This window comes from Synechococcus sp. ATX 2A4, from assembly GCF_024346375.1.
GTDB lineage: Bacteria > Cyanobacteriota > Cyanobacteriia > PCC-6307 > Cyanobiaceae > MW101C3.
The window spans coordinates 38,604-62,765 of the sequence record NZ_JAGQCV010000002.1; the positions used below are offsets into that span (position 1 = coordinate 38,604).

The 24,162-nt window shown below is 66.7% G+C and carries 19 protein-coding genes; 7 read left to right on the top strand and 12 right to left on the bottom strand.

All coding sequences use genetic code 11. The features are described from left to right. Positions 1 to 10: 10 nt before the first annotated feature. The gene (locus tag KBY97_RS02050) at positions 11 to 1,006 is read left to right on the top strand and encodes a sensor domain-containing diguanylate cyclase (RefSeq protein WP_255145017.1); all 996 of its coding nucleotides are present in this window, start codon (positions 11 to 13) and stop codon (positions 1,004 to 1,006) included. Positions 1,007 to 1,127: 121 nt separating this feature from the next. On the opposite strand, the gene KBY97_RS02055 is transcribed toward KBY97_RS02050, so the two are convergent. The 6 genes from KBY97_RS02055 to KBY97_RS02080 form a co-directional block, all read right to left on the bottom strand. Further along, positions 1,128 to 2,015: a RodZ family helix-turn-helix domain-containing protein gene (locus KBY97_RS02055; protein WP_255145018.1), complete on the bottom strand. Its 888-nt coding sequence runs from the start codon at positions 2,013 to 2,015 to the stop codon at positions 1,128 to 1,130. Between the two features lie 268 nt (positions 2,016 to 2,283). After that, positions 2,284 to 3,255, bottom strand: a complete 972-nt coding sequence (gene sds, locus KBY97_RS02060; RefSeq protein WP_255145020.1) for a solanesyl diphosphate synthase — start codon at positions 3,253 to 3,255, stop codon at positions 2,284 to 2,286. A gap of 23 nt (positions 3,256 to 3,278) precedes the next feature. After that, positions 3,279 to 4,112, bottom strand: coding sequence for a glutamate racemase (gene murI, locus KBY97_RS02065; protein WP_255145021.1), 834 nt, complete (start codon positions 4,110 to 4,112; stop codon positions 3,279 to 3,281). Further along, complete coding sequence (locus tag KBY97_RS02070; protein ID WP_399217117.1) at positions 4,109 to 5,212, bottom strand: N-acetylmuramoyl-L-alanine amidase; 1,104 nt, start codon at positions 5,210 to 5,212, stop codon at positions 4,109 to 4,111. The genes murI and KBY97_RS02070 overlap by 4 nt, the downstream gene beginning before the upstream one ends. Before the next feature lie 26 nt (positions 5,213 to 5,238). Continuing rightward, entirely contained in the window at positions 5,239 to 6,057 is an 819-nt protein-coding gene (locus tag KBY97_RS02075) for a carbon-nitrogen hydrolase family protein (protein WP_255145247.1), read from the bottom strand. A 75-nt stretch (positions 6,058 to 6,132) separates the two neighbouring features. Further along, positions 6,133 to 6,888, bottom strand: a complete 756-nt coding sequence (locus KBY97_RS02080; protein ID WP_255145248.1) for a 2-phosphosulfolactate phosphatase family protein — start codon at positions 6,886 to 6,888, stop codon at positions 6,133 to 6,135. A gap of 57 nt (positions 6,889 to 6,945) precedes the next feature. On the opposite strand from KBY97_RS02080, the gene KBY97_RS02085 reads away from it, so the two are divergent. The 4 genes from KBY97_RS02085 to KBY97_RS02100 all read left to right on the top strand — a co-directional run bounded on the left by KBY97_RS02085 (position 6,946) and on the right by KBY97_RS02100 (position 13,390). Further along, on the top strand, positions 6,946 to 8,508 hold the full coding sequence (locus KBY97_RS02085; RefSeq protein ID WP_255145022.1) for a UbiD family decarboxylase: 1,563 nt from the start codon (positions 6,946 to 6,948) through the stop codon (positions 8,506 to 8,508). Further along, a complete protein-coding gene (locus KBY97_RS02090) occupies positions 8,505 to 8,972 on the top strand; it encodes an Rrf2 family transcriptional regulator (RefSeq protein ID WP_255145023.1) in 468 nt (155 codons plus the stop codon). The genes KBY97_RS02085 and KBY97_RS02090 overlap by 4 nt, the downstream gene beginning before the upstream one ends. Before the next feature lie 64 nt (positions 8,973 to 9,036). Further along, positions 9,037 to 11,700, top strand: a complete 2,664-nt coding sequence (locus KBY97_RS02095) for an MGH1-like glycoside hydrolase domain-containing protein (protein WP_255145025.1) — start codon at positions 9,037 to 9,039, stop codon at positions 11,698 to 11,700. A gap of 52 nt (positions 11,701 to 11,752) precedes the next feature. After that, positions 11,753 to 13,390 (top strand): GMC family oxidoreductase, encoded by a 1,638-nt coding sequence (locus tag KBY97_RS02100; protein ID WP_255145026.1) that lies wholly within the window; start codon positions 11,753 to 11,755, stop codon positions 13,388 to 13,390. A gap of 261 nt (positions 13,391 to 13,651) precedes the next feature. Here KBY97_RS02100 and KBY97_RS02105 read toward each other — a convergent pair whose 3' ends face one another. From KBY97_RS02105 to KBY97_RS02115, 3 genes are read right to left on the bottom strand one after another with little or no spacing between them, the layout of a single operon-like run. Beyond that, the gene (locus KBY97_RS02105; protein ID WP_255145028.1) at positions 13,652 to 14,149 is read right to left on the bottom strand and encodes a DoxX family protein; all 498 of its coding nucleotides are present in this window, start codon (positions 14,147 to 14,149) and stop codon (positions 13,652 to 13,654) included. Between the two features lie 60 nt (positions 14,150 to 14,209). Then, positions 14,210 to 15,226, bottom strand: coding sequence for a VOC family protein (locus KBY97_RS02110; protein WP_255145029.1), 1,017 nt, complete (start codon positions 15,224 to 15,226; stop codon positions 14,210 to 14,212). Then, positions 15,223 to 16,218 (bottom strand): DMT family transporter, encoded by a 996-nt coding sequence (locus KBY97_RS02115; RefSeq protein WP_255145031.1) that lies wholly within the window; start codon positions 16,216 to 16,218, stop codon positions 15,223 to 15,225. The genes KBY97_RS02110 and KBY97_RS02115 overlap by 4 nt, the downstream gene beginning before the upstream one ends. A gap of 75 nt (positions 16,219 to 16,293) precedes the next feature. Between KBY97_RS02115 and KBY97_RS02120 the strand changes: the two genes are divergently transcribed. Continuing rightward, entirely contained in the window at positions 16,294 to 17,103 is an 810-nt protein-coding gene (locus tag KBY97_RS02120) for an SDR family oxidoreductase (RefSeq protein ID WP_255145032.1), read from the top strand. Here the strand turns inward: KBY97_RS02120 and KBY97_RS02125 are convergent. Both KBY97_RS02125 and hemL read right to left on the bottom strand, forming a co-directional pair. Continuing rightward, on the bottom strand, positions 17,078 to 18,454 hold the full coding sequence (locus KBY97_RS02125; RefSeq protein ID WP_255145033.1) for an NAD(P)/FAD-dependent oxidoreductase: 1,377 nt from the start codon (positions 18,452 to 18,454) through the stop codon (positions 17,078 to 17,080). The genes KBY97_RS02120 and KBY97_RS02125 overlap by 26 nt on opposite strands. Positions 18,455 to 18,528: 74 nt before the next feature. Further along, positions 18,529 to 19,830: a glutamate-1-semialdehyde 2,1-aminomutase gene (gene hemL, locus KBY97_RS02130; protein WP_255145249.1), complete on the bottom strand. Its 1,302-nt coding sequence runs from the start codon at positions 19,828 to 19,830 to the stop codon at positions 18,529 to 18,531. Positions 19,831 to 20,114: 284 nt separating this feature from the next. Between hemL and KBY97_RS02135 the strand changes: the two genes are divergently transcribed. Beyond that, on the top strand, positions 20,115 to 21,665 hold the full coding sequence (locus KBY97_RS02135; protein WP_255145034.1) for an FAD-linked oxidase C-terminal domain-containing protein: 1,551 nt from the start codon (positions 20,115 to 20,117) through the stop codon (positions 21,663 to 21,665). A 64-nt stretch (positions 21,666 to 21,729) separates the two neighbouring features. Here the strand turns inward: KBY97_RS02135 and ppsA are convergent, their stop codons facing one another. After that, positions 21,730 to 24,141, bottom strand: a complete 2,412-nt coding sequence (ppsA, locus tag KBY97_RS02140; RefSeq protein ID WP_255145250.1) for a phosphoenolpyruvate synthase — start codon at positions 24,139 to 24,141, stop codon at positions 21,730 to 21,732. Between the last annotated feature and the right edge of the window lie 21 nt (positions 24,142 to 24,162).

The following is a 24,162-nucleotide window of genomic DNA, read 5'->3' on the forward strand; positions in this document are numbered from 1 at the left end:
TGGCGTTGCAATGTCCCCCTTCCCCGACTATCCAGTCCCCGTCGATGAACTGCAGCGGTTGCGTTCGCTGGAGCGCCACGACCTGCACGACCACCGCAAGGATCCCCACCTCGATCGCCTGCTGGAGCTGGCCACTGAGCTGCTTGATGCCCCGATCGGCCTGATCTCCCTGATCGATGCCGATCGGCAATGGTTCATCGCCCGCCAGGGAATCGACCTGGATGAAACACCCCGCAAGATGGCCTTCTGTGCCCACGCCATCGCCAGCAACGGCGTGCTGGTGGTGCCCGATGCACTTGAAGATCCGCGCTTCAACACCAATCCCCTGGTGCTCGAGGAGCCCAGGATTCGCTTCTATGCAGGCGCGCCGCTCACCTCCGAAGACGGCCACAACCTCGGCACGCTGTGCGTGATCGACCGCAAGCCCCGCCAGCTGAGCGACCAGCAGATCCATCTGCTGGAGCGCATCGCTGAACTGGCGATGCGGGAAATCGAGATGCGTCGTCAATCACTGCACTGCCCGATCACCCATCTGCTGGGGCGTCAGCTCTTTCTACAGCTTGGAGAGCTCGAACTTGCGCATGCCAGGGAGCGTCACACGCCGTTGTCGTTGGTGATTCTTGATATCGATAACTTTCGCTCGATCAACAGCCGCTGGGGTCATCGCACGGGTGATGAGGTGTTGACGAAAGTGGCAGATCTCTGCCGCAGCCATGTCGCCAATCAGGATCTGATCGGCAGGGTCGGTGATGAAGAGATTGCCATCCTCTTGATCAACAGCACCGATCAGCAGGCCACCTGGTTGGCAGAAACCCTGTTGGAGGGGGCCCATCACATCGGTGTCTCCTCCTTCCACAACGAGCAGCAGATCCACCTCAGCGGCGGCGTGACCACCCTCAGCGACACCGACAGCGACTTCGCCAGCTTGTTTCAGCGGGCCACCAAAGCCTCTGAATTGGCCCGGGTGAATGGGCGCGACCAGATCGTGGCCATGGAACGCCAATGAAGACAAGGCCTGATGGATGGGGGCCAAAGGAGGGCCGCCGCCGCGCATAACGGGTCTGAGCTGATTACAGGTGCTGAGCTGACCCCTGCGGCACCGTCTTGATCGTTGAAGGGATTTGTCTTCAGGGGGTTGGGGCGGCCGGCGCCGTCTGCGTGAAGGTCCGCCACTGCACCTGTTCGATCGAACCGAGGCGCTGAGCTGGTTTGCCTTCCAGTCGGGCCGTCACCAGGTCAGGGCGTCCGGCCAGCACCTTGAGGCCATCGCCGAGGGGAAAACGGCGCTCCCCCGTGAAGGTGCCGCGAAAGACCACCTCCCCGCCAGCCGCGCCGCCCACCTGACGCACCTCCAACCAGCTGGGGGAACTGCTGCTGAGCAGAAGATCACCAGGGGCTGGCTGTGCCAGTTGCGTGGGCTGCGAGGCACCTGTTGCCGGCTGCGGCGGCGTTGCCTCAGTGGCTGGTTCAAGTTGCGCAGGCTCGCGGTGGGGAGCCGAAGGAACCGACGGCTGGGCGGGTAGCCAGGTTTGAAGGTCACCGGCAGCAAAGCGCTGCCAGCCCCACACCAGGGTCGATCCGGCGCCCAGGATCAGTGCCACTACGGCGACCCCCTTGCCCATGCCGCCAGCGGCCTTGATCGGTGAGATCCCTGGCGCCGCCTGCCGCGGCGTTGAGGTGCTCGGATCCAGGCAGCGGTGGGGTGGACCACTTTTCTGGAGTTGGTGCAGCGGCAGCAGCAGTGGTGTCACATCAAGCCCAAGCACGCTGGCCACCCGCTGGGCCTGGGCGATCACATACACCAACTCCGGCAGGGCGGAACGGTCACCTGCCTCAAGTGCCTCCAACTGTTCCTGGCGGAAGAACAGGCGCTTGGCCAGCTCCTGCTGGGGAATGCCCTTGGCTTCCCGGGCCTGTCGGAGTTGGGCCCCCAGCACGCTCAGAGCCTTGGCCATGGCCTGATCCTGGGCGCTGGCTTCTGGCAAGGGTTGGCCGGAGGGAGTGCCCTCGCGCATGGTGCGGATCTCTGAGAAGGGGAGTTCAGACGACTTTTAGCTCGAAATGGTGCCCGTTGATGTCCATTGGAGGGGGTGTCTTGAGCGGGCATTTGTGTTGCCCCAGAAAACACTTAAAACTTGAGGAACTCGGTGGCTTTCAGGCTTGGCCTCACTGGAGCAAAGCTCAAGACACCGAAACCGCCTCTCTATGCTGACAAGCCCACAGAAGGTTGATAGGGACTGGGGTTGCCCCAACGTTGGAGCCGATGCGACTGGTTCAACCAGGTCAGTAGAGGCGGCTGAGCACGAACTCCGGTAGGGCACTGAGGGCCTCGCTGGAGGCGGAAGGCGGCAGCCACTGGAGCGCTTCGCCGGCCTCGTGGGCAAAGCCTTCGGCCAAGGCGCGCGAACGGGGAATGGCCTCACAACCCCGCACCAGCTCAAGCGCCTGATCGAGGTCGCCGGCTTCGCAGAGCTCCCGCTCAATCAGTCCGGCCAAGGCTGGCCGCTCTTCGAGAGCGAACAGCACTGGGGCCGTGAGGTAGCCGGCGGCCAGATCACTGGCGGCCGGTTTGCCCAGCTGCTGGTCGCTGCCAGTGAAGTCCAGGATGTCGTCGACCACCTGGAAGGCCAGACCCAGCTGGCGGCCGAAGCGATACAGCTGATCGAGGCGATCAACGGGGAGTTCGCTCAGGACACCGGCGGCCCGGGCGCTGTTGGCGATCAACGAGGCGGTTTTGCAATAGCTCTTCTCGAGATACGTTTCGAAACTCTGGCCCGTGTCGTAGCGAAACAGGCCTTGGCGCACTTCGCCGTCGGCCAGGTCCATGATCACCCGCGACAGCAGTTTCACCACATCGAGGTCGTCGAGGTTGGCCAGGTGCCAGCTGGCCTGCGCGAAGAGAAAATCGCCCGCCAGCACCGCCAGCCGGTTGTTGAAACGGCTGTGGACGGTGTCCACCCCGCGGCGAGTGGAGGCCTCATCGACCACGTCGTCGTGGACGAGGGAGGCGGTGTGGATCATTTCAGTGATCTCCGCCAAACGGCGGTGCCGGCTGGTGAGCTCGCCATCAGGGCTCAAGGCCCGTGACAACAGCAGAACCACCCCGGGACGGATCCGTTTGCCACCGGCACTGAACAGATGCTCAGCAGCAGCCTGGAGGATCGGGTGGCCGGCGCCGATCAGGCTGCGCAGATCGCTCAGCAGGGTTTCGAGGTCGTTCTCGACCGGCTGGAGCAATTGCGCGACCGTGGCCATGACCCCTGCTCAGTGGCTGGATCCTAGAAGGCCTGGATCGGTGCTGAGAGCGCCACCTGCTCCACCGCCGGCCGCCAGCCGAGCCAGGGCATAGCGGCTTGGGCAAAGGCCTCCGGATCGCCGGTCACGCAGAAGCGGCTGCCGGAAGCCAGCGCGGGGGAGGGGTGGAGGCCGCAGCGCCGCAGCACCGGTGCGGGTGTTCGGCCAATGCAGGCCGACAGCCGCTCCACGGCGGCCTCGGCCGGATCCACCAGCACCACGTGATCGGGCAGCAGCTCCCGCAACAGGTCTTCGAGCAGCGGATAGTGGGTGCAGCCCAGCACCACGGTGTCCACCTCGGCGGCCAGCAGGGGCTTGAGATAGGTGTGTGCCACCTCGCGCAGCCGTGGGTCGCTGAGATCGCCCCGCTCGATCAACGGCACGAAGGCGGGGCACCCCACTTCCAGCACCGTGGTGTGCGGCCGCAGCGCGCGCAGTGCTCGCCCATAGGCTCCGCTGGCGGCGGTGGCTGGCGTCGCCAGCACTCCCACCCGCTCACCTTGCACCACGCCGGCGGCACTGTCGATCAGACCCAGCACCGGCACCTCCCGGCCGGCGATGCCCTCCACCACATCGAGGGCCAGGGCATGGGTGGTGTTGCAGGCCATCAGCACCACATCGACCGACTGCAGCTGCAGCCAGCCCACCACTTCGGCAGCAATCGCCCGGATCTCTGCCGGGGAGCGTTCGCCGTATGGCACCCGTGCCGTGTCCCCCAGGTAGATGTACGGCTGGTCGGGATGCCGCTCCAGCAGGCGGCGCAGCACGGTCAGGCCACCGAGTCCGCTGTCGAGCAGGCCGATGCGGCGTTGGTTCATCCGCCCCCCAGATACCGCAGGATGCCGCGGCTGATGGCCTGGGCCAGTCGTTGCCTGTGGCCGGCATCCGCCAGCCGGGGCGAATCCAGATCGCCCGTCAAGAAGCCGGTTTCCACCAGAGCGGCGGGCATCACCGTGCGGCGGATCACGAAGAAGCGGCCGGTCTTCACACCGCGATCGGGGCTGCCGGCTGAAACCCTCACCATCTCCTGCTGCAAGGCCTCCGCCAGCGCGCGCGACTCACCACCCTGGAAAAAGAAGGTTTCGATGCCGTTCACATCTGGCCGCGCCATGCTCAGAGCATTGGCGTGAATGCTCACGAAGGCATGGGCGCCGCTGCTGTTGGCCAGCGACACGCGTGGCGGCAGGTCGACGTCGATTTCTGAGGTGCGCGTCAGCACCACCTGCACGCCTTTGCTTTGCAGCAGCTGCGCCACCTGCAGCGAGATGTCCAGCACCACATCGGTTTCCCGCAGCCCACCGATGCCCACAGCGCCTGGGTCGGGCCCGCCGTGGCCCGGATCGATCACCACCCGGAAGCGGCCGCGCGGCACCGCAGGCATGCCGCCGGTGGAAGGGAGAGGGCGGCTGCCGCCGAAGGGGGTCGGCCGCACCCAGCCTCCGCCGGCCACCTCCACATTGCCTTCGCCAACGGTGGAAACCAGCCGGCTGGACCCCAGTCCGGTCAGTTCAAGGCGCCAGCGGTCGCGGGCGGTGCCCACCAGGCGCATGTTGCGTGGATCCAGCCGGGTTCCCGGGGCGAACTCGAGCACCAGGCGTGTGGTGCCGGGATCGGGTTTGCCGATGCGCACCTCGCGCAGGGCGCCGCTGCCGCGCAGGCTGCGGGGCCGCACCGGAGCGCCCGGGAGGTCAATCCACACCCGTGGTCCCTTCCCGTCCTTGCCGCTCTCGTAGAAGGCCTGCAGCGTGATCGACGGCGAGGTGCGCAGTTCCAGCACCCCATCCCGGGTGAGGCGCCAGGCGGCCAGGGCGCTGGCGGCGTGGGCCGGCAGGGAGGCCAGCAGCAGGGCGGACGGCACCAGCGCGGCAAAGGCGATCGCATGGCACGACGCCCGCAGCGCGGTCACCAGCGTGGACAACAGTGTCGGGCAGGACTTCCCCAGGGTCAGAAGAGCGAAGGACGGCGGTGGTTCAGGCTCGGCATCTGGGTGCGAACCCGTTGGCCATGATCAGGGTCGACCGGCGCCACCGCCAGCCCAGCGGAAATTCCCGCATCCGCCAGCACCGTGCCCCATGGGTCGATCACCAGGGCATGGCCATGGCTCTGGCGGCGGCCGTAGTGCAGTCCGGTCTGGGCAGGAGCCAGCACGTAGGCGGTGTTCTCGATCGCCCGTGCCTGCAGCAGCACCTGCCAGTGGTCTTTTCCGGTGAAGGCGGTGAAGGCGGCCGGAATCATGATCAGCTCGGCGCCGGCACCGGCCAGGTGGCGGTAGAGCTCGGGGAAGCGCACGTCGTAGCAGATCGACAGCCCGATGCGGCACAGCCCCGGCACATCCACCACCGGCGGCAGGACATCGCCCGCTTTCACCGTGCCCGATTCCCGGTAGGTGTTGCCGTCCGGCAGATCGACGTCAAACAGGTGGATCTTGTCGTAGCGGGCCAGCAGCTGGCCTTCGGTGCCCACCAGCTCGGCGCGGTTGAAGGTGGCTCTCTCCCCGGCCGGCACGGGAAAGCCGCCGCCCAGCAGGGTCACCTGATAGCGCCGCGCCATCGTGACCAGGAAGCGGCTGCAGCGTTCCGCCAGGCTGCCCGCCAGCTCCAGCCGTCGCTCGTCGTCGCCCATGAAGGCGAAGTTCTCCGGCAGCCCCACCAGGTCGGCGCCGCGCCGGGCCGCCAGATCGATCAGCTCCTCGGCGGCCGCGAAATTGGCCTCCGGATCGGGCGTGCTGGTGAGTTGCAGAGCAGCGGCCAGGAAGCTCGTCACCATGGGGAGAGAAGAAGTCGGCGGAACTGTAAGGGGAGGTGCCTTCCGGCATCTGGGCAGGGCTGGAGGCCAGGCTCAGCTGGCTTTGAGCACGCCCGGCTCGGCCTGCATCGGCACGATCTGCAGGGAATCCACGGCGGCGCAGCAGCGGAAATCGGCGTCATGGTCGCCCAGGCTGATCAGACGCCGGCCGTGGCTGGCGGTGCGCAGGCAGCCCTCCGGGTCGTGGCGCCACTGCTGCCATAGCGCCAGCGCCGCCACCATCTCGTCGTTGCCGGCCTCCACCGACGTGCCGCTCGCGGCTGCTGCGTCCATCGCCGCCTGGGCCACGGCACCAGCCGCCAGGGTGTCTTCCAGCGAATAGGAGCCTTCCCAGCCGCTCCCCACGATCCACACCTGCTGGCACTCCCGCTCCAGCAACCGCGCCGCCACCGCCGCGCGGTTGGGCAGGCAGGCGGTCAGCAGCAACGGCACCTCCCGCACCTTGTCAAGCGAGCGGGTGCCATTCGTGGTGCTCATGAAGATGCGCTTGCCCGCCACCCGTTCCGGCGTGACCGCCAGGGGCGAGTTACCGAGATCGAAACCCTCCACCCGGGCGCCGCCCCGTTCACCGGCCGTGAGCCGTTGCGGGGCAGGCCAGGCCGCCGCCGCGGTTTTGAGGCTGTCGAGATCGGCGAAGGCCTGCACGGCCTCGGCGCCGTTCTGCAGCGCCCAGGCGATCGTGGTGGTGGCGCGCAGCACGTCAATCACCACCGCCGCATCCGGGCCGGCTGCCGCCGCTGGGCCGCGATCGGGCACGTCTTCAGAGGTGTGGAAGGTATGGATCAGCACGGCGCAGGGCACGGGTCGCGTGCGTCACAGTAGGCAGCGACGCTCAGGACCCCCTCAATGCCGGCCACGCTGCCGCGGAGTTCCACCCGTGATCTGCGGGGCTTTCTGGCGCTGCTGGAGCAGCGCGGCCAGCTGCGGCGGATCACCGCCCCCGTTGACCCCGACCAGGAACTGGCCGCGATCGCCGATCGGGTGCTGGCCCGTGGTGGTCCCGGCCTGCTGTTTGAGAACGTGATCGGCAGCCCGATGCCGGTGGCGGTGAACCTGCTGGGCACCGTGCAGCGGGTGGTATGGAGCATGGGCCTGGAGCGGGCCGAACAACTGGAGGATCTGGGCGCGCGGCTGGCCCTGCTGCAGCAGCCCCGGCCGCCGAAGGGGCTGCGCGAGGCGGTGCGTTTCGGCGGAGTGCTCTGGGATGTGGTGAAGGCCCGCCCTGACCTCGACCTGCTGCCCCCCTGCCACCAGCAGGTGTTCAAGGGGGACGCGGTGAACCTCGACAGCCTGCCGCTGCTGCGCCCCTGGCCCGGCGATGCCGGCGGGGTGATCACCCTCGGCCTGGTGATCACCAAGGACCCGGAGACGGGTGTGCCCAATGTGGGCGTCTACCGGCTGCAGCGCCAGTCGGCGAACACCATGACGGTGCACTGGCTGAGCGTGCGCGGCGGTGCCCGCCACCTGCGCAAGGCGGCCGCACTGGGCAAGCCGCTGGAGGTGGCGGTCGCGATCGGCGTGCACCCCCTGCTGGTGATGGCCGCCGCCACCCCGATCCCGGTGCAACTGTCCGAATGGCTGTTCGCCGGCATCTACGCCGGCGAGGGTGTGCGTCTGGCCAAGTGCAAGACGGTGGATCTGGAGGTGCCCAGCCACAGCGAGGTGGTGCTGGAGGGCACGATCACCCCCGGCGAGGAACAGCCCGACGGCCCCTTCGGCGATCACATGGGCTTCTACGGCGGCGTGGAGGCCTCGCCGCTGGTGCGCTTTCAGTGCATGACCCAGCGCAGGAACCCGGTGTTTCTCACCACCTTCAGCGGCCGCCCGCCGAAGGAGGAGGCGATGCTGGCGATTGCGCTCAACCGCATCTACACGCCGATCCTGCGGCAACAGGTGCCCGAGATCATTGATTTCTTCCTGCCGATGGAAGGGCTCAGCTACAAGCTGGCCGTGCTCTCGATCGACAAGGCCTATCCGGGCCAGGCGAAGCGGGCGGCGATGGCCTTCTGGACCGTCCTCCCCCAGTTCACCTACACAAAGTTTGTGGTGGTGGTCGACAAATCGATCAACATCCGCGACCCGCGCCAGGTGATCTGGGCGATCAGTGCCCAGGTGGACCCCCAGCGGGATCTGTTCGTGCTGGAGGACACCCCGTTCGACACACTCGATTTCGCCAGCGAGCGGCTGGGACTGGGCGGCCGCCTGGCGATCGATGCCACCACCAAGGTCGGGCCGGAGAAACGCCACGACTGGGGCGAACCGCTCGGCCGACCGGCGGCGATCGAAGACCGCATCGATGCCCGCTGGCAGGAGCTGGGCCTGGCCGACATCGACGCCACCGAACCGGATCCCACCCTGTTCGGCTACACCCTGGAGCACGTGCTGGAGCGACTGGCGGCAAGGCGTTGATCAAACGGCGCGGCCTGCAGGCGCTCAAGGCGCTGCTGGAGCTGGCCAAGGAGCCGGGCGCCTGGCGTTCGGTCGCCCAGATCGCCGCTGCGCAGTCGCTGCCGGCCCCGATGCTGGAGCAGCTGCTGCTGCAGTTGCGGCGGGCCGATCTGGTGGAGGCGCGCCGGGGCCGCAGCGGCGGGTACCGCCTGCGGCGATCACCGGCGGCAATCCCCCTGGTGGCCGTGCTGCAGGCGGTGCAGGCCGATCCGGCGCTGGGGCCGGCGGCGGCCATGGCCAGCGACCTGGCACTGACGGGCCGTGACCCGGCGCTAGCGGGTGAGCAGGTGGCCCAGGCCCTGGTGCGGCGCCTGCAGCGGGCGCTGGAGCGGGAACTGGCCGTGCTCACGCTTGAGGAGCTGCTCTTCGATCTGCGCAGCTGGCAGGAATGCCTCAGCGAAGAGGGCGGCCTGATGGTGGGCTAACGCACAGCGCGGCCTGCGCAAACGCCGAACGCGGCCAGGATGGCCTGGTGTTGATCCTGTGCTGATGCCTGACCGCGATGCCATTGAGAGCGCCGAACGGCGCCGCATGGCCGAACGGGATCAGGGGCTGGTGCCCTGGGCGCTGTGGGGCAGCTACCTGCCGGATCGCCAGTGGGGCACGGTGCGGGAGGACTATTCCGCCGACGGCGATGCCTGGCGCTCCTTCCCGCACGACCACGCCCGCTCGCGCGTGTACCGCTGGGGAGAAGACGGCCTTTTGGGCCTGTGCGACGAACACGCCCACCTCTGCTTTTCGGTGGCGCTCTGGAACGGCCTTGATCCGATCCTCAAGGAACGGCCCTTCGGCCTGGGCAACCCCGAAGGCAACCACGGCGAAGACATCAAGGACTACACCTTTCATCTGGCCAACACCCCCACCCACAGCTTCATGCGGGGGCTTTACAAATATCCCCAGCGCTGCTTTCCCTACGACCACCTGATCCACGAGAACGGGCGGCGCGGTCGCGACAGCCCTGAATACGAGCTGGTCGACACGGGGCTGTTCGACGACGACCGTTACTTCGATGTGGAGGTGGAGTATTCCAAGGCGGCGGCCGACGACCTGTTGATCCGGCTGCGGCTCACCAACCGGGGCCCTGACCCTGCCCCGCTCACCCTCCTGCCCACCCTGTGGTTGCGCAACACCTGGAGCTGGGGCTACACGGGCGCGCTCGAGCAGCCGCTGGAGCTCGAAGGGGATCTGCTGCGCACCCCTGTGCTGCCTGGCCTCGGCTCCTACCGGCTGGCCTGCGCCGAGCCGGGCCCCTGGATCTTCACCGACAACGAGACCAACACCGAGCGCCTGTTCCGCCAGCCCAACCGGCGGCCGTTTCAGAAAGATGGCTTTCACCGTTATGTGGTCGAGGGGGAGGAGGGCGTGATCAACCCCGCCCAGCGGGGCACCAAGGCGGCCCGGTTGCTGCGCCGCACCCTGGCGCCAGGTGAAACCTGGGTGGTGGATCTGCGCCTCTGGGCGGGCGAGCAGCCGGCGGACTTCGGCGCGGCGTTCGACGCCATTCATCAGGTGCGCGAGCAGGAATGGAGCGCTTATTTCGAGCACTGCGTGCCGGGGCTGGACGCCGACGACCGTCGCATTCACCTTGCAGCCGCCGCTGGATTGCTGTGGTGCAAGAAGTACTACAGCTGGGATGTGAAGCGCTGGCTGGAGGGGGATCCAGGCCAGCCGGTGCCGCCGCCGGAGCGCTTCAAGAGTGCCAATGCGGCCTGGCGGCGTCTGCATGTGGAAGATGTGATCTCCATGCCCGATTCGTGGGAGTACCCCTATTTCTGCCAGTGGGATCTGATGGTGCACGCCGTGGCCTTCGCCGGCTTCGATGCGGCCACCGCCAAGGAGCAGTGCATGTTGCTGCGCAGCCCCCGCTTCACGGCGCCCAACGCCCAGACCCCCGCCTACGAATGGGCCCTCTCCGATCCGAACCCACCGATCGGCGCCTGGGCGGCGATGCGTGTGTTCCAGATCGATCGCAAGCAGAACGCTGCACCGGACCTGCCCTTTCTCCGGGCCGCGCTGCGCAAGCTGCTGCTGGAATACGGCTGGTGGGCCAACCGCAATGATCGCTCCGGCGACAATGTGTTCGAGGGTGGATTCCTCGGGCTTGATAACATCGCCGTGTTTGATCGCCGCTTTCCGCTGGCCGATGGCAGCCACATCGGCGAAAGTGATGGCATCGCCTGGATGGCGTCGCTGAGCCTGAATCTGCTCAACATCAGCGTGGAGCTGAGCGTGAGCGAACCGGAGTATGCAGATCTATGCGAGCGCTTCGTCTACGACTTCGTGCAACTCAACCTCACGCTCAACACCCCCACAGACAACGAATTTCTGAACTGGGATGAACAGGATGGCTTCTACTACGACGTGATCAAGCGGCCCGACGGCAGCACCGACTTCCTGCGCAGCCGCTCGATCGCGGGCCTGATTCCCCTGCTGGCGGTGGCCAGTTTTGATCAGGAGACACTGGCGCGGTTGCCGGTGCTGGATGTGAAGAACAGCTTGGCGTGGTACACCCACGAGCGCACCTCCCCCTCCTGGGTGGAAACGCACCTGGGCCGGCGGCACAACGACCGGCTGCTGTTTTCCCTGGTGCCGGAAGATCGGTTGCGTCGCATCTGTGAGCGTCTGTTTGATGAGGCGGAGTTCCTTTCTCCCTATGGCATCCGCTCGCTGTCAAAGGTGTATGAAGCGGCCCCCTTCTGCTACACCGAAGGCAGTGAATCTGATTGTCTTGCTTATTCACCTGCAGACAGTCCAGTGGCGATGTTTGGTGGCAACTCCAACTGGCGTGGGCCGGTGTGGATGCCGCTCAATTATCTGTTGATCGAATCTCTGCAGAAGTTTGGTCACTTCTATGGTGACAGCTTCATGGTGGAGTTTCCCACCGGCTCCGGCGTGTGGCTCAGCCTCTGGGACGTGTCGTTGAAGCTGGAGCAGCGGCTGGTGAATCTTTTCCGCCGTGACAGCAAGGGCCGCCGCGCCTTTCTGGGGGATGTGGATCTGTTTCAACAGAACCCCCACTGGCGTGATCTGATCCAGTTCCATGAGTATTTCCATGGAGACACCGGCCGCGGGGTGGGCGCCAGCCATCAGACCGGCTGGAGCGCGATCGTCTGCAAGATGATCAACCAGCTCTCCCAGTATCCGGTCCCCTGAGCGCAGCATCGGTCTGTCACTGCTTTCCTTTTCCGTCGCCACTCACTCCGCCATGTCTGCCACCCCAACGGCCCGGATCATTGACCCGTCGATCACCCTTTCTCCGCTGCCTGGCGTTGGGCAGTTGAATCCACCGGATGGTAGCCACGTGGATGTGCTGATCATCGGCAGTGGGGCCGGTGGCGGCACCCTGGCGCGGCACCTGGCCGGCAGCGGCCTCAAGGTGCTGGTGCTGGAACGCGGCGACTGGCTCCCCCAGGAGCCGCAGAACTGGAGCGCCGAAGCGGTGTTTCAGCAGGGCCGCTATGTGTCTGCAGACACCTGGCATGACAAGCACGGCAAGGCCTTTCAGCCCGGCAGCCACTACATGGTGGGAGGCGCCACCAAGATGTATGGGGCCGCCCACTTCCGCCTGCGCGAGGCTGATTTCGGCGAGCTGATTCACCACGACGGCCTCTCACCGGCCTGGCCCCTCCCTTACGACGTCTTCGAGCCCTATTACCAGCGCGCCGAAGAACTGTTCCACGTGCATGCCCAGCAGGGGGAAGATCCCACCGAACCCCGCCGCAGCGCCCCCTATCCCCACCCGCCGATCGCCCATGAGCCGCGCATGCAGAAGCTGGTCGACGACCTGCTCGCCGCCGGCCTGCGCCCCTTTCATGCCCCCAGCGGTGTGATGCTTGATGAGGCCAACCTGCCCTTCAGCCGCTGCCGCAAGTGCAACCGCTGTGATGGCTTTCCCTGCCTGGTGCACGCCAAGGGCGATGCGGACGTGGTGGGCATCCGGCCGGCATTGGCCGATGCGAATGTGTCGCTGCTCACCCGCGCCCATGTGCAGCGGCTGCTCACCGACGCCAGTGGTGGGCGGGTCACGGCGGTGGAGCTCCTGCGCGATGGCGAGCCGATGCGCTTCTCCGCCGATGTGGTGGTGGTGAGTTGCGGCGCCGCCAACAGCGCCCGGCTGCTGCTGATGTCTGCCAACGACCGACACCCGGCCGGCCTGGCCAATGGCTCCGGGCAGGTGGGGCGCAACTACATGTTCCACAACAGCAAGGCCCTGGTGGCCCTGGCCCATGAACCCAACACCACTGTGTTTCAGAAGACGGTGTCGATCAATGACTGGTATCTGGGCTCTGAGGCGTTCCCCTACCCGATGGGCAACATCCAGATGACCGGCAAGACCAGCGGCACGATCATGAAGGGCTATGCCCCGCTGGAAACCTTCCTGATGCCGGGCTGGAGCATGGACCGGATCGCGGAACATGCGCTGGATTTCTGGCTGAGCAGCGAGGATCTTCCCGACCCCGAGAACCGCATCACTGTGAACAAGGAGGGGGCGATCACCCTCTCCTACACCCCCAACAATCAAACCGCCAGCGCCAGGCTGGAGCACAATCTGCGGGGCCTGCTGGATTCGCTCTATCTGAAGAATCACCTGGTGGAGCGGCAGATCTATGTGAAATCCACCATGGCGATTGCCGCCGTGGGCCACCAGGCCGGCACCTGCCGCTTCGGCACCGATCCCACCACATCGGTACTGGATCTTGATTGCAAAGCCCACGAGCTCGACAACCTCTACGTGGTGGACACCAGCTTCTTCCCCAGCATCGGCGCGGTGAATCCCTCGCTCACCGCCATCGCCAACGCCCTGCGGGTGGGCGACCACCTGATCGCACGGCTGCAGGGATGATCAGGCCGGGGAGATGGGCGCTGGGCCAAATCTCGTCAGTTGAATCTCGTCAGCTGATTCTCGCAAATTGAATCTCGCAAGCTGAACACTTCACATTCAATCTTTCAGGCCCATTCTTTCAGGTCAAATCTTTCAGGTCCAATCTTTCAAGTCAAATCCTTTAAGTCAAATCTTTCAAGTCCAATCGTGAACTTATGATCATGCAGTCTCAATCATGCAATCTCAATATTGAGAGTCGAATCTTATCTGATCAAGTCTGTTTCAATCGAAACTGAGCATCAGGAAATCGCGGATCAGTAGTCCGTCGAGGGAAAGAGCTCCACCACCAGCGCCGATCAGCACCAGGCACATCACCACATACATGGCGGCTTTTTCCCAGCTGGGCGGTTCCCCAACGCCCATGGGGCCCGCATAATCTCCCGGCGGAATCTGATAGGGATCAGGGGCAATGAAGGGGGTGCCCGCCAGCACCTCCAGCACCATGGCGTAGCCCATCGACACCAGAATCGCCAGGGCGGCGAGGGGCGTGAGCAGACCGGGGATCAGGGCGATGCCGCCACCCCACATCGAGAAGGCCGAAAGAAAACACAGCCAGCGCGGTGTTTTCAGGGCGGCCGCCCAGGTGGTGAGGTTGCGCAGCTTCGGCCAGCCGTGGCGGATGAAGGCGATGCCGGTGAACACCCGCAGCACTGTCAGCACCGCTTCGCTGAGGGGAGAGGGGCCGATCGGCACCAGAATCTCCACGATGTCCACGGCCACGGCAGCTCATGCGCGACGGTTCCTCACGGTAACCAAGGTGGCCCGAGCCGCTGGCGGGCTTCAGGGAGCGCTGACGCCGGCGGCTTCCACCACCAGCAGCTGGTGGCCATCGGGATCGGCCAACCGCAGCGCCCGTCTGCGCCCCGATGTCCCTGCCCCCGCCGCCAGCTCCAGCAGGCCGGGCGGCAGCAGCTGCCCCCCGCACGCCTCCGCGCTCTCGGCGATGTGTTCAAGTCCGCTGGCCACCAGGTGGATCTGCCAGTGGGCCAGATCCTGCGGAGCCTGATCCGCCGGCTGCGGCCGCCCCTGGTTGGGGGGTAGGTAGCCGAGTGTTTCGATTCCCATGCCTGCCGCGCAGCGCAGGGGCGTGATCTGCACCCGCACCTCGCTCAGCCCATCGAGTCGGTCTTGCTCCAATCCGCTGTTCTCGCCGCTGGGCAGAGCCGTCAGGCCAAGCACCTGGCTGTAGAAGGCGCGGCTGCGGGCGCTATCGGCGATGGCGATGGCGGTGTGATCGATGCCGAGCAGCTCAGAGGCGCCGGCCGGCCGCTGGCAGTGCCAGCGGGGATCCCCCTTGCCGGCGGGAAATTGCAGCAGCTCCAGGGTGTGGCCATCGGGATCACGGAACTTGAAGGCCCAGATGCCGGCGGCGGCGGTGTTCCAATCGGGCAGTCGTTGCGGCGCCGCCGATACCGCCGTGATCGTGCCAGCGGCCAGAAGGGGCTGCAGCCGCGCCTGGCTGGCCGCCAGATCCGCCGTGACCAGACAGAGGTGCTGAAACCAGAGATCACAGCTGCGGGAATCCGGCGGTAGCGGGCGGCCTGGGCGCTGCCCGGGGCCGGGATCGAGCACTTCAATCAGATCCAGCCGCTCCTCGCCCATTTGCAGCTGCACCCGCTGCAGCTGCCCATCCGGCAGCCCGAACAGGGCGGCCTCTGGCCCCCCCTCCAGCCGCTGCTCGCCGAGGCGCTGGAAGCCAAGCCGTTGGCAGTAAAACGCGGCGCTGCGCTCGGCATTGGCGCAGGTGATTGCCACCGCTTCGATGTGGGGGCCGGAGCTGGCCGTGGCGGTCGTCATGCGCTGGGGGTGCTGCTGGTGTCTGCTGCAGTTGCCATGCCGGCTGCTCCGGAAGGAGCAGCGGTTTCGGTGCCCCCCGGGCGCTGCAGCACGATGCTGAGCACGCCGCCCAGGGTGATCAGGGCGGTGCCGACCCATACCGCCAGGGTGGGCTTCTCGGCGAACCAGATCCAGCCAATCAGGCCGGCGAACACCACCGATGAATACTGAAAAGCACCGATTGCGCCGGGTTCGGCATAGGTGTATGCCTTGATCAGCAGGAACTGAAAGCAGGCCAGGCAGACACCCGAGGCCAGCACCGTGAGCCATTGGCTGGTGTCCAGCCCGCCCAGCAGTGCACTGCTCGGGCCCTCGGGCCGCAGTGGGCCGAGGATCGCCACGGTGGAGCCGGCGCTGCCGATCAGCAGGAAATAGATCATCTGGGTGAGTGGCGCCTCGGTGCGGTCGAGCCGTTTCACGGCCAGGAATTCCACGGCGCAGAGCAGGCCGGCGGCCAGGCCCAGCAGATCGCCGGGGCGGGTGAGCAGGGAGGCGTTGGGCTGCACCACGATCACCATGCCGGCAAAGCCGATGCCAAGGCAGCCCCACAGGGCCCTGGGCACCTGCTGGCCGAGCACGAGCAGGCCCAGCAGTGGAATGAACAGCGGGGTGGTGTTCAGCAGCACATTGGCGTTGACAAGATTCACCAGCCGCGCGGCGGTGATGAACAGGAAGAAACCCGTCAGCCCGGTGCAACTGCGCAGCAGGTGCAGCAGCGGCACGGAGGTGCGCAGATCACGCCCCCCGCGCCACAGCACCCAGGGGAGGATCAGCGCCAGGGCGATCACGAAGGTGAGCCAGGTGAACTGCACCGGCCCCATGCCACTGCCGAGCGCTTTGCCGAAGGCGCTCTGGGCGGTGTTCGCCAGGAAGGCCAGCACGAGCAAGGCGGCGCCCAGCAGCAGCGAACGCATCGAACCGCTGGCGTCCTGCCGGGGTGTGGATGGAATCACATTCGCCACTGCGCTCAACCCTGCTCGGTGGGCCCATGCTTACCCTCAAAGCCGACCCTGTCACCCATGGATTCCGTGACCAGCACCACCAATCCAGACGCCGTCCGCACCCTGGCCAAGTTGCTTGACGGCAAGGTGGCGATCGTGACCGGCGGCAACAGCGGCATCGGCAAGGCGATTGTGGAAGCCCTCGCCCACCGCGGCGCCAAGGTGGTGATCGACTACCGCTCCCACCCTGAGGCCACCGAAGAGATCGAGAGGGAGATCGGTGCTTTCGGTGGCAGCAGCTTCGGTGTGCAGGCCGATGTATCGAAGCTGGACGACCTTCAGCGTCTGGTGGATGCGGCAGTGGCGAAATATGGACGCATCGATGTGATAGTGAACAACGCTGGCATCGAAACCCGCACCTCCATTCTCACCACTACCCCCGACGACTACGACAAGGTGCTGGATGTGAACCTGCGCGGCGTTTTCTTCGCCACTCAGTTTGCCGCCAAGCAGATGATCGCCCAGGGCGGTGGCGGCCGCATCATCAACATCTCCTCGGTTCACGAAGACTGGCCCATGCCCAACAACACGCCCTACTGCCTCGCCAAGGGCGGCATGCGCATGCTCACCCGCACCGCTGCACTTGAGCTGGCGCCCCATGGCATCACCGTGGTGAACGTGGGCCCGGGCGCCGTGGCCACCCCGATCAACGACGCCACGATGAAAGATCCGGAACTGATGGCCAAACTGGATGCCGCCATCCCGCTGGGCCGCATGGCCCGGCCGGAAGAGGTGGCCAGCGTGGTGGCCTTCCTCGCCAGCGACGACGCCAGCTACATCACCGCCACCACGATCTTTGCCGATGGCGGCATCATGCAGAGCAGTCCGGGTCTGTAGGGGCAGGGCTCAGCGGCGCTGTCTCCTCAAAGCGCGGTTCTCCCATGATCAGCAGAGAGCCGCGCTGCCGGGCGGCGATCGCCCAGAGCCATTTGATCAGCAGGCTCACCCGGTTCTCGTTGGCGGGCATGAAGCCCAGGTGGGCCACGCCCCAGATCCACCAGCCCAGAGGGCCGTCCACGCGCCAGCCACGCAGGTCGGCTTCGGCGTGCAGGCGGCCCAGCATCGCCATCGAGCCGAAATCCACGAAGCGGAAGGGTGCCTGCGGGCGGCCTTCCAGCCCGGCCCGCAGGTCACGGGCCACCCAGCGGCCCATCTGTACCGCCACGCTCGCCAACCCCGGCAGCGGGCGGGCGCCCGGGCTGGGGGCATAGGCGCAGAGGTCGCCCACCACCCGGATCTCGGGATGGCCGGGCACGCAGAAATCCGCCTCCACCGGCACCCGCCCGCCCCGGTCGAGTGGCACGCCGGTGGCCTCGGCCAGCCGGGCCCCGAGCGGGGACGCCTTCACTCCGGCCGTCCAGCACACGGTGGCCGCCTCCCGCACCTGCTCGCCAGCGGCGGTGCTGATCGTGACCCGGCCCGGCTCGATCGCCTTCACCCGGCCCCCCAGCAGCACCTCCACGCCGATCGATTCCAGGAAGCGCTGGGCGCCGGCGCCCAGATCGGGGTGCATGCCCCGCAGCAGGCGATCGCCGGGATCCACCAGCACAATGCGGGTGTCGCCCGGATCAAGTTGGCGGAAATCCCGGGCCAGGGCGTGGCGCAGCAGCTCCGACACCGACCCCGCCAGCTCACAGCCGGTGGGTCCGCCCCCCACCACCACCACCGATTGCAGCAAGCGCCGCTTCTCCGCCTCGGGCGTCTGCTCCGCCTCCTCCATCGCCAGCAGCAAGCGCTCGCGGATCTCGAGGGCGTCTTCCAGCTGTTTCATCGGCGGGGCGATCGCCTGCCATTCGTCGTGGCCGAAGTAGGAGCTGCCGGAGCCCGCCGCCAGGATCAGGTGGTCGTAGCTGTAGCGGCGCTCGTTGAACACCAGCTCCCTGGCCTCGGCATCGATTTCCCTCACCTCCCCCATCAACACCTGCACGTTGCGTTGCCCTCCCACCAGCAACCGCAGCGGCACGGTCACGTCCCCGGGGGCCACCAATCCGGTGGACACCTGATACAGCAGCGGTTGGAACAGGTTGTAGTTGCGCTTGTCGATCAGCGTCACGCGCAGATCGGCACCAGCAAGGGCCTTGCAGGCTGCCAGGCCCGCAAACCCGCCTCCCACGATCACCACATGGGGACGGCCGCGCAGGGCTTCTGCCGGCGGCTCCAACTCCAGAAAGAAGCGCTCGCGTGGCATGGGCAACGGCACGACGGCCTGAAGCCTATTCAGGGTTCAGGCGCTGGCAGGGCCGGCGTCAGGTGATGGAAGTGTCAGGAGATGGCAGCGAAGGCGGCCCGGAAGGCTTCGAGCGTGGCGTCGATGTCCTCGTCGCTGTGGGCCAGCGACATGAAGCCAGCTTCAAAGGCGCTCGGCGCCAGGTAGACACCACGCTCCAGCATGGCCCGGTGCAGCTTGCCGAAGCGCTCGGTGTCAGCGGTTTTGGCCTCTTCGAAGTTACGCACCGGCCCTTTGCAGAGGAAGAAGCCGAACATGGCGCTGATGCTGCCGCCGCAGATCGGCAGGCCCGCATCCTTTCCGGCCGCCAGGATGCCGGCGATCAGGCGTGAGGTGCTGGCTTCCAGTTTTTCGTAGGTACCGGGTTGGCGCAGCAGCTCGAGGGTATGGATGCCGGCGGTCATCGCCAGCGGGTTGCCGCTCAATGTGCCTGCTTGATACATCGGCCCAGACGGAGCCACCATGGCCATGATGTCTGCGCGACCGCCGTAGGCGCCCACCGGCAGGCCACCGCCGATCACTTTGCCCATCGTGGTGAGATCGGGAGTGACGCCGAAGCGGGCCTGGGCGCCGCCATAGCTGATGCGGAAGCCCGTCATCACTTCATCGAAGGTGAGCAGGGCACCGTTCTCGGTGGTGATCTCCCGCAGACCCTCAAGGAAACCCGGCTCGGGAGGCAGGAAGCCGGCATTGCCCACCACCGGCTCCAAAATCACGCCGGCGATTTCACCGGGGTTTTCAGCGAACAGCCGCTTGACCGCTTCCAGATCGTTGTAAGGGGCGGTGAGCGTGCTGGCGGTGGTGCTGCGTGGAACACCGGGGGAATCGGGCAGGCCGAGCGTGGCCACGCCCGAGCCCGCCTTGACCAGGAACATGTCGGCGTGGCCGTGGTAGCAGCCCTCGAACTTGATCAGCTTTTCGCGCCCGGTGAAGGCCCGCATCAGCCGCAGCACCGACATGCAGGCTTCGGTGCCGGAGTTCACGAAGCGCACCATCTCCACCGAAGGGACGGCATCGATCACCATCTGGGCCAGCTGGTTCTCCAGGGCGCAGGGGGCGCCGAAGCTGGTGCCTTTGCCGAGGGCGTTGCGCAGAGCGCCGATCACCTTCGGGTGGGCATGGCCGCAGATCGCCGGGCCCCAGGAGCCGATGTAATCGATGTAGCGGTTGCCGTCCACGTCCCAGGCGTAGGCCCCTTGAACACGATCGAACACGATCGGTTGGCCGCCGACGGAACGGAAGGCCCGCACCGGAGAACTCACGCCCCCGGGCATGAGCTTCTGGGCAGCGGCGAAGAGTTCCTGGGAACGGCTGGTGTTCAGGGCAGGAACTGACACAGGGGCCGAGGTCAAGGCGCGATCCGCAGACGGTTGAGAACGGCGCGACAGCGCAATGCCGCTCGGCCGGTCTCCATCCTGACTCAAGATGTGTCGGTGCGGTTGCTGTCGTCTCCGCTCGGTAAGGTCTTGTTTGCCCGCGGTGCATCCAGCAGCTGGTGCATCCCGCTACTGGCTCCTTCCAGCTGCCTCCTTCCTGCTGCCTGCTCCGAGCCTGCTTTCCTGCTGGCCGTGTTTCTCGCCCAGTCTCTCCTCGTCAGGCCGACATCCAGGCCGAAACCCCCGTGAGCCTGCCCTGGTCCACCATCGAACGCCAGCTGCGCCGCCTGCTTCCGGCGCGTGCCGTGGTGGCCCGGCGCCAGGAGCTGCTCACCTACGACAGCGACGGCCTCACCTTGCACCGCCATGAGCCGCCGCTGGTGGTGTTGCCGGAAACCACCGAGCAGGTGGTGGCGATTCTGCGCTGCTGCCATGCCCTGGGGGTTCCGTTTGTGGCCCGCGGCAGCGGCACGGGCCTCTCCGGCGGTGCCGTGGCGGAGCAGGAGTCCCTGCTGGTGGTCACCAGCCGCATGCGGTCGGTGCTGGCGATCGATCTCGACAACCAGCGCATCACTGTGCAGCCCGGTGTGATCAACAGCTGGGTCACGCGCGCGGTGGCTGGCGACGGCTTCTATTACGCCCCTGACCCGTCCAGCCAGGTGGTGTGCAGCATCGGCGGCAACGTGGCCGAGAATGCCGGGGGCGTCCATTGCCTCAAGTACGGCGTCACCAGCAACCACGTGCTGGAGCTGGAGGTGGTGCTCCCCGACGGCACGCTCACCCGCCTCGGGGGAGCGCTGGCCGAGCTGCCTGGTCTGGATCTGCGCGGCGTGTTCATCGGCAGCGAAGGCACCCTGGGCATCGCCACGGCGATCACCCTGCGCCTGCTGCCCCAGACCCCCAACGTGCAGGTGCTGCTGGCCGATTTCGCCACGATGGAGGCGGCCGGTGAAGCGGTGCGCCTGGTCACGGCCGCCGGGGTGCTGCCGGCGGGGATGGAAATCATGGATAACTTCACGATCAACGCCGTCGACGACCTGTTCGGAGTCGATGAGTATCCCCGCGATGCGGCGGCGGTGCTGCTGATCGAGCTCGACGGCCAGGAGCGGGAGGTGGCGGCGGCGGTGGCCCTGGCCAGCGACCTGTGCCGTCAGGCCGGGGCCCGCTCGATCCGTCAGGCGGAGCAGGAGGCCGATCGGGCCCAGCTGTGGAAGGGCCGCAAGTCGGCGTTCGCGGCGGTGGGGCGCATCACCCCCACCTACTACGTGCAGGACGGGGTTGTGCCGCGCAGTGCCCTGCCCTCCGTGCTGGCGGCGATCGAGCAGTTGAGCCGCCACTACGGCCTGCCCGTGGCCAATGTGTTCCACGCCGGCGATGGCAACCTGCACCCCCTGATCCTCTACACGGCAGGCGAGCCCGGCGTGCAGGAGAAAGTGCAGGCCCTGGGCGCCGAGATCCTGCGGCTCTGCATCGAGGCCGGTGGCAGCATCACCGGGGAGCACGGCGTGGGCGCCGACAAGCGCTGCTACCTCGATTGGATGTTCTCCCACGACGACCTCGACACCATGCAGTTGGTGCGCCGCGCCTTCGACCCGCTGGGCCGGGCCAATCCCGGCAAGATCTTCCCCACGCCCCGCAGCTGCGGCGAATCGTCCCGCCGGGTGGCCGTGCTGCGCGAAGCCGTTGCCCGCCATGGCGCTGGTTCCCCGCTTGCGCCAGCGGAATCAGGCTCCACATCCTGGGCGGGCGACGGCCCGCCAGGCACGCTGGAACGCGAGGCTGTTGAGCTGTTCTGAACCTGGCTGGAGCTCCTTCCCTTCACCCGGTCAGCGTCTTCACAGGGCCTTCCCCCGCCCATGTTCAGGGGGCCTGGTCAAGCTCCTGTTCGATCGCCGCCACCTTCAGGCGTGTGGCAATCACCGCATCGGGGTTGAGGCTGATCGAATCGATGCCCTCCTCCACCAGGAAGCGGGCGAAGTCGGGGTAGTCGCTGGGGGCCTGGCCGCAGATGCCGATCCGGCTGCCGCAGCGGTGGGCTGTGCGAATCGCCAGGCGGATCATCTCCTTGACGACGGCGTGCCGCTCATCGAACAGATCCGCCACCAGCGCTGAATCCCTGTCCAGCCCCAGGGTGAGCTGGGTGAGGTCGTTGGAGCCGATCGAAAAGCCATCGAAACGCTCGGCGAAGGCTTCGGCGCCGATCACATTGCTGGGCAGCTCGCACATCACGTACACCTGCAGGCCGTGGCGGCCCCGCACCAGGCCATGGCGGGCCATCTCGGCGAGCACCCGCTCGCCTTCCTCCGGCGTGCGGCAGAACGGCACCATCGGAATCACGTTCGTGAGCCCCATGGCCTCCCGCACCACCTTGAGGGCCTGGCATTCCAGGCCGAACGCCTCGCGGAAGGCTTCGGCGGTGTAGCGGGAGGCGCCCCGCCAGCCCAGCATCGGGTTCTCCTCGTGGGGCTCGAAGCCGCTGCCCCCCAGCAGGCGGGCGTATTCGTTGCTCTTGAAATCTGAAAAGCGCAGGATCACCGGCCGTGGATAAAAGGCGGCGGCGATGCGCGCCATGCCCTGGGTGAGCAGGTCGACGTAGTAATCGGCGGGATGGGCATACCCCTTGGTGCGCTGCGCGATTGCCTCGCGTTCGCCGGCATCGGCCACCAGCTCCGGCTTCAGCAGTGCCATCGGATGCACCTGAATGTGGTTGGCGATGATGAACTCCAACCGGGCCAATCCCACCCCGTCCACAGGCAGGGCCGCCTGCTGGAAAGCCTGCTCCGGATTGCCCACGTTCACCAGGATGCGGGTGCGGGTCGGTGGCAATTCGGAGAGCTCCTGCTCCTCCACATGAAACGCCAAGGCGCCGCGATACACCCGCCCGGCATCCCCTTCGCAACAACTGGCGGTGATCACATCGCCATCGGCGATGCGGCTGGTGGCCGTGCCACAACCCACGATCGCAGTGATCCCCATCTCGCGGGCAATGATCGCCGCGTGGCAGGTGCGGCCGCCCTGGTTGGTGATCACACCGCTGGCTTTGCGCAGGATCGGTTCCCAGTCGGGGTCAGTGCGCTCCGTCACCAGCAGATCCCCCGCCTCGAAGCGGTTGATGGCAGCGGCGCTGGCCAGCACGCGGGCCACACCGCTGCTCACCGAGGCACCGATGGCCCGGCCCTCCACGATCACTTCAGCCTGGTGGGGATCCAGCTGCCAGCGGCGCAGCAGGCTGCTCGAACGGCGCGACTGCACCGTTTCCGGCCGGGCCTGCACGATGAACAACTTGCCGCTGAGGCCATCTTTGGCCCACTCGATGTCCATGGCGGTGGGAACACCGTGCAGGGCGCTGTAGTGCGCCTCGATCACGCAGGCCCAGCGGGCCAGGGTGAGCACATCGGCGTCGTCGATCGCGAAGCGTTCACGCTCTTCCGCCGGCACTGGCACGTTGCAGGTGGCCGTCTCGGCGTACACCATGCGCAGCTTCTTGCTGCCCAGCCGCCTGCTCACGATCGGTGCATGCCCCTGCAGCAGGGTCGGCTTGAAGATGAGGTATTCATCGGGGTTCACTGCCCCCTGCACCACGTTTTCGCCCAGGCCATAGGCAGCCGTGAGCAGAACGGCTTCACGGAAGCCACTTTCGGTGTCGATCGTGAACATCACGCCCGAAGCGGCAAGATCGGAGCGCACCATCGTCTGCACGCCGATCGACAGCGCCACCGCGTCGTGGGCGAAGCCGTTGATCTGCCGGTAGGAGATGGCCCGATCCGTGAACAATGAGGCATAGCAACGGCGGCAGGCGGCCAGCAGGGCGTCGGCGCCTTGCACGTTGAGAAAGCTTTCCTGCTGTCCGGCGAAGCTGGCCTCCGGCAGATCTTCAGCCGTGGCACTCGAGCGGACCGCCACTGCCACTTCGCTGCCGGTGCTTTCCTCGCACAGTTCCTGGTAATAACGCCGGATGGCTTCCTCCAGCGGCGGCGGCAGGGTGGCGTTCAACAGCAGTTGGCGCGCGGCGGCACCACTTGCCTGCAGGGCCGTCAGATCGCTGGCATCGAGGCCATCAAACAGGGCGGCAAGCTGGGCCTCCAGCCCGTTGTGGGCGAGCAGCAGGCGGTAGGCCCCAGCCGTGGTGGCAAAGCCGCTGGGCACCGCCACCCCCCGGGGCGCCAGTTGGCGGATCATCTCCCCGAGGGAGGCGTTTTTCCCCCCCACCTGGGCGATGGCGTCGAGGCCGACGGATTGGAGCGGCACAACCAGGAGATCGGGGCTGCCCATTGCTGGTGCCTGAGCCATCAC

Excerpts from the sequence above, each read along its gene's own strand:
- sds (WP_255145020.1), bottom strand. The coding sequence starts at position 3,255 with ATGGCCACGGTCGCGCAATTGCTCCAGCCGGTCGAGAACGACCTCGAA.
- KBY97_RS02085 (WP_255145022.1), top strand. The coding sequence starts at position 6,946 with ATGCCGGCCACGCTGCCGCGGAGTTCCACCCGTGATCTGCGGGGCTTT.
- KBY97_RS02100 (WP_255145026.1), top strand. The coding sequence starts at position 11,753 with ATGTCTGCCACCCCAACGGCCCGGATCATTGACCCGTCGATCACCCTT.
- ppsA (WP_255145250.1), bottom strand. The coding sequence starts at position 24,141 with ATGGGCAGCCCCGATCTCCTGGTTGTGCCGCTCCAATCCGTCGGCCTC.
- KBY97_RS02050 (WP_255145017.1), top strand. The coding sequence starts at position 11 with ATGTCCCCCTTCCCCGACTATCCAGTCCCCGTCGATGAACTGCAGCGG.
- murI (WP_255145021.1), bottom strand. The coding sequence starts at position 4,112 with ATGAACCAACGCCGCATCGGCCTGCTCGACAGCGGACTCGGTGGCCTG.
- KBY97_RS02095 (WP_255145025.1), top strand. The coding sequence starts at position 9,037 with ATGCCTGACCGCGATGCCATTGAGAGCGCCGAACGGCGCCGCATGGCC.
- KBY97_RS02125 (WP_255145033.1), bottom strand. The coding sequence starts at position 18,454 with ATGCCACGCGAGCGCTTCTTTCTGGAGTTGGAGCCGCCGGCAGAAGCC.
- KBY97_RS02055 (WP_255145018.1), bottom strand. The coding sequence starts at position 2,015 with ATGCGCGAGGGCACTCCCTCCGGCCAACCCTTGCCAGAAGCCAGCGCC.
- KBY97_RS02110 (WP_255145029.1), bottom strand. The coding sequence starts at position 15,226 with ATGACGACCGCCACGGCCAGCTCCGGCCCCCACATCGAAGCGGTGGCA.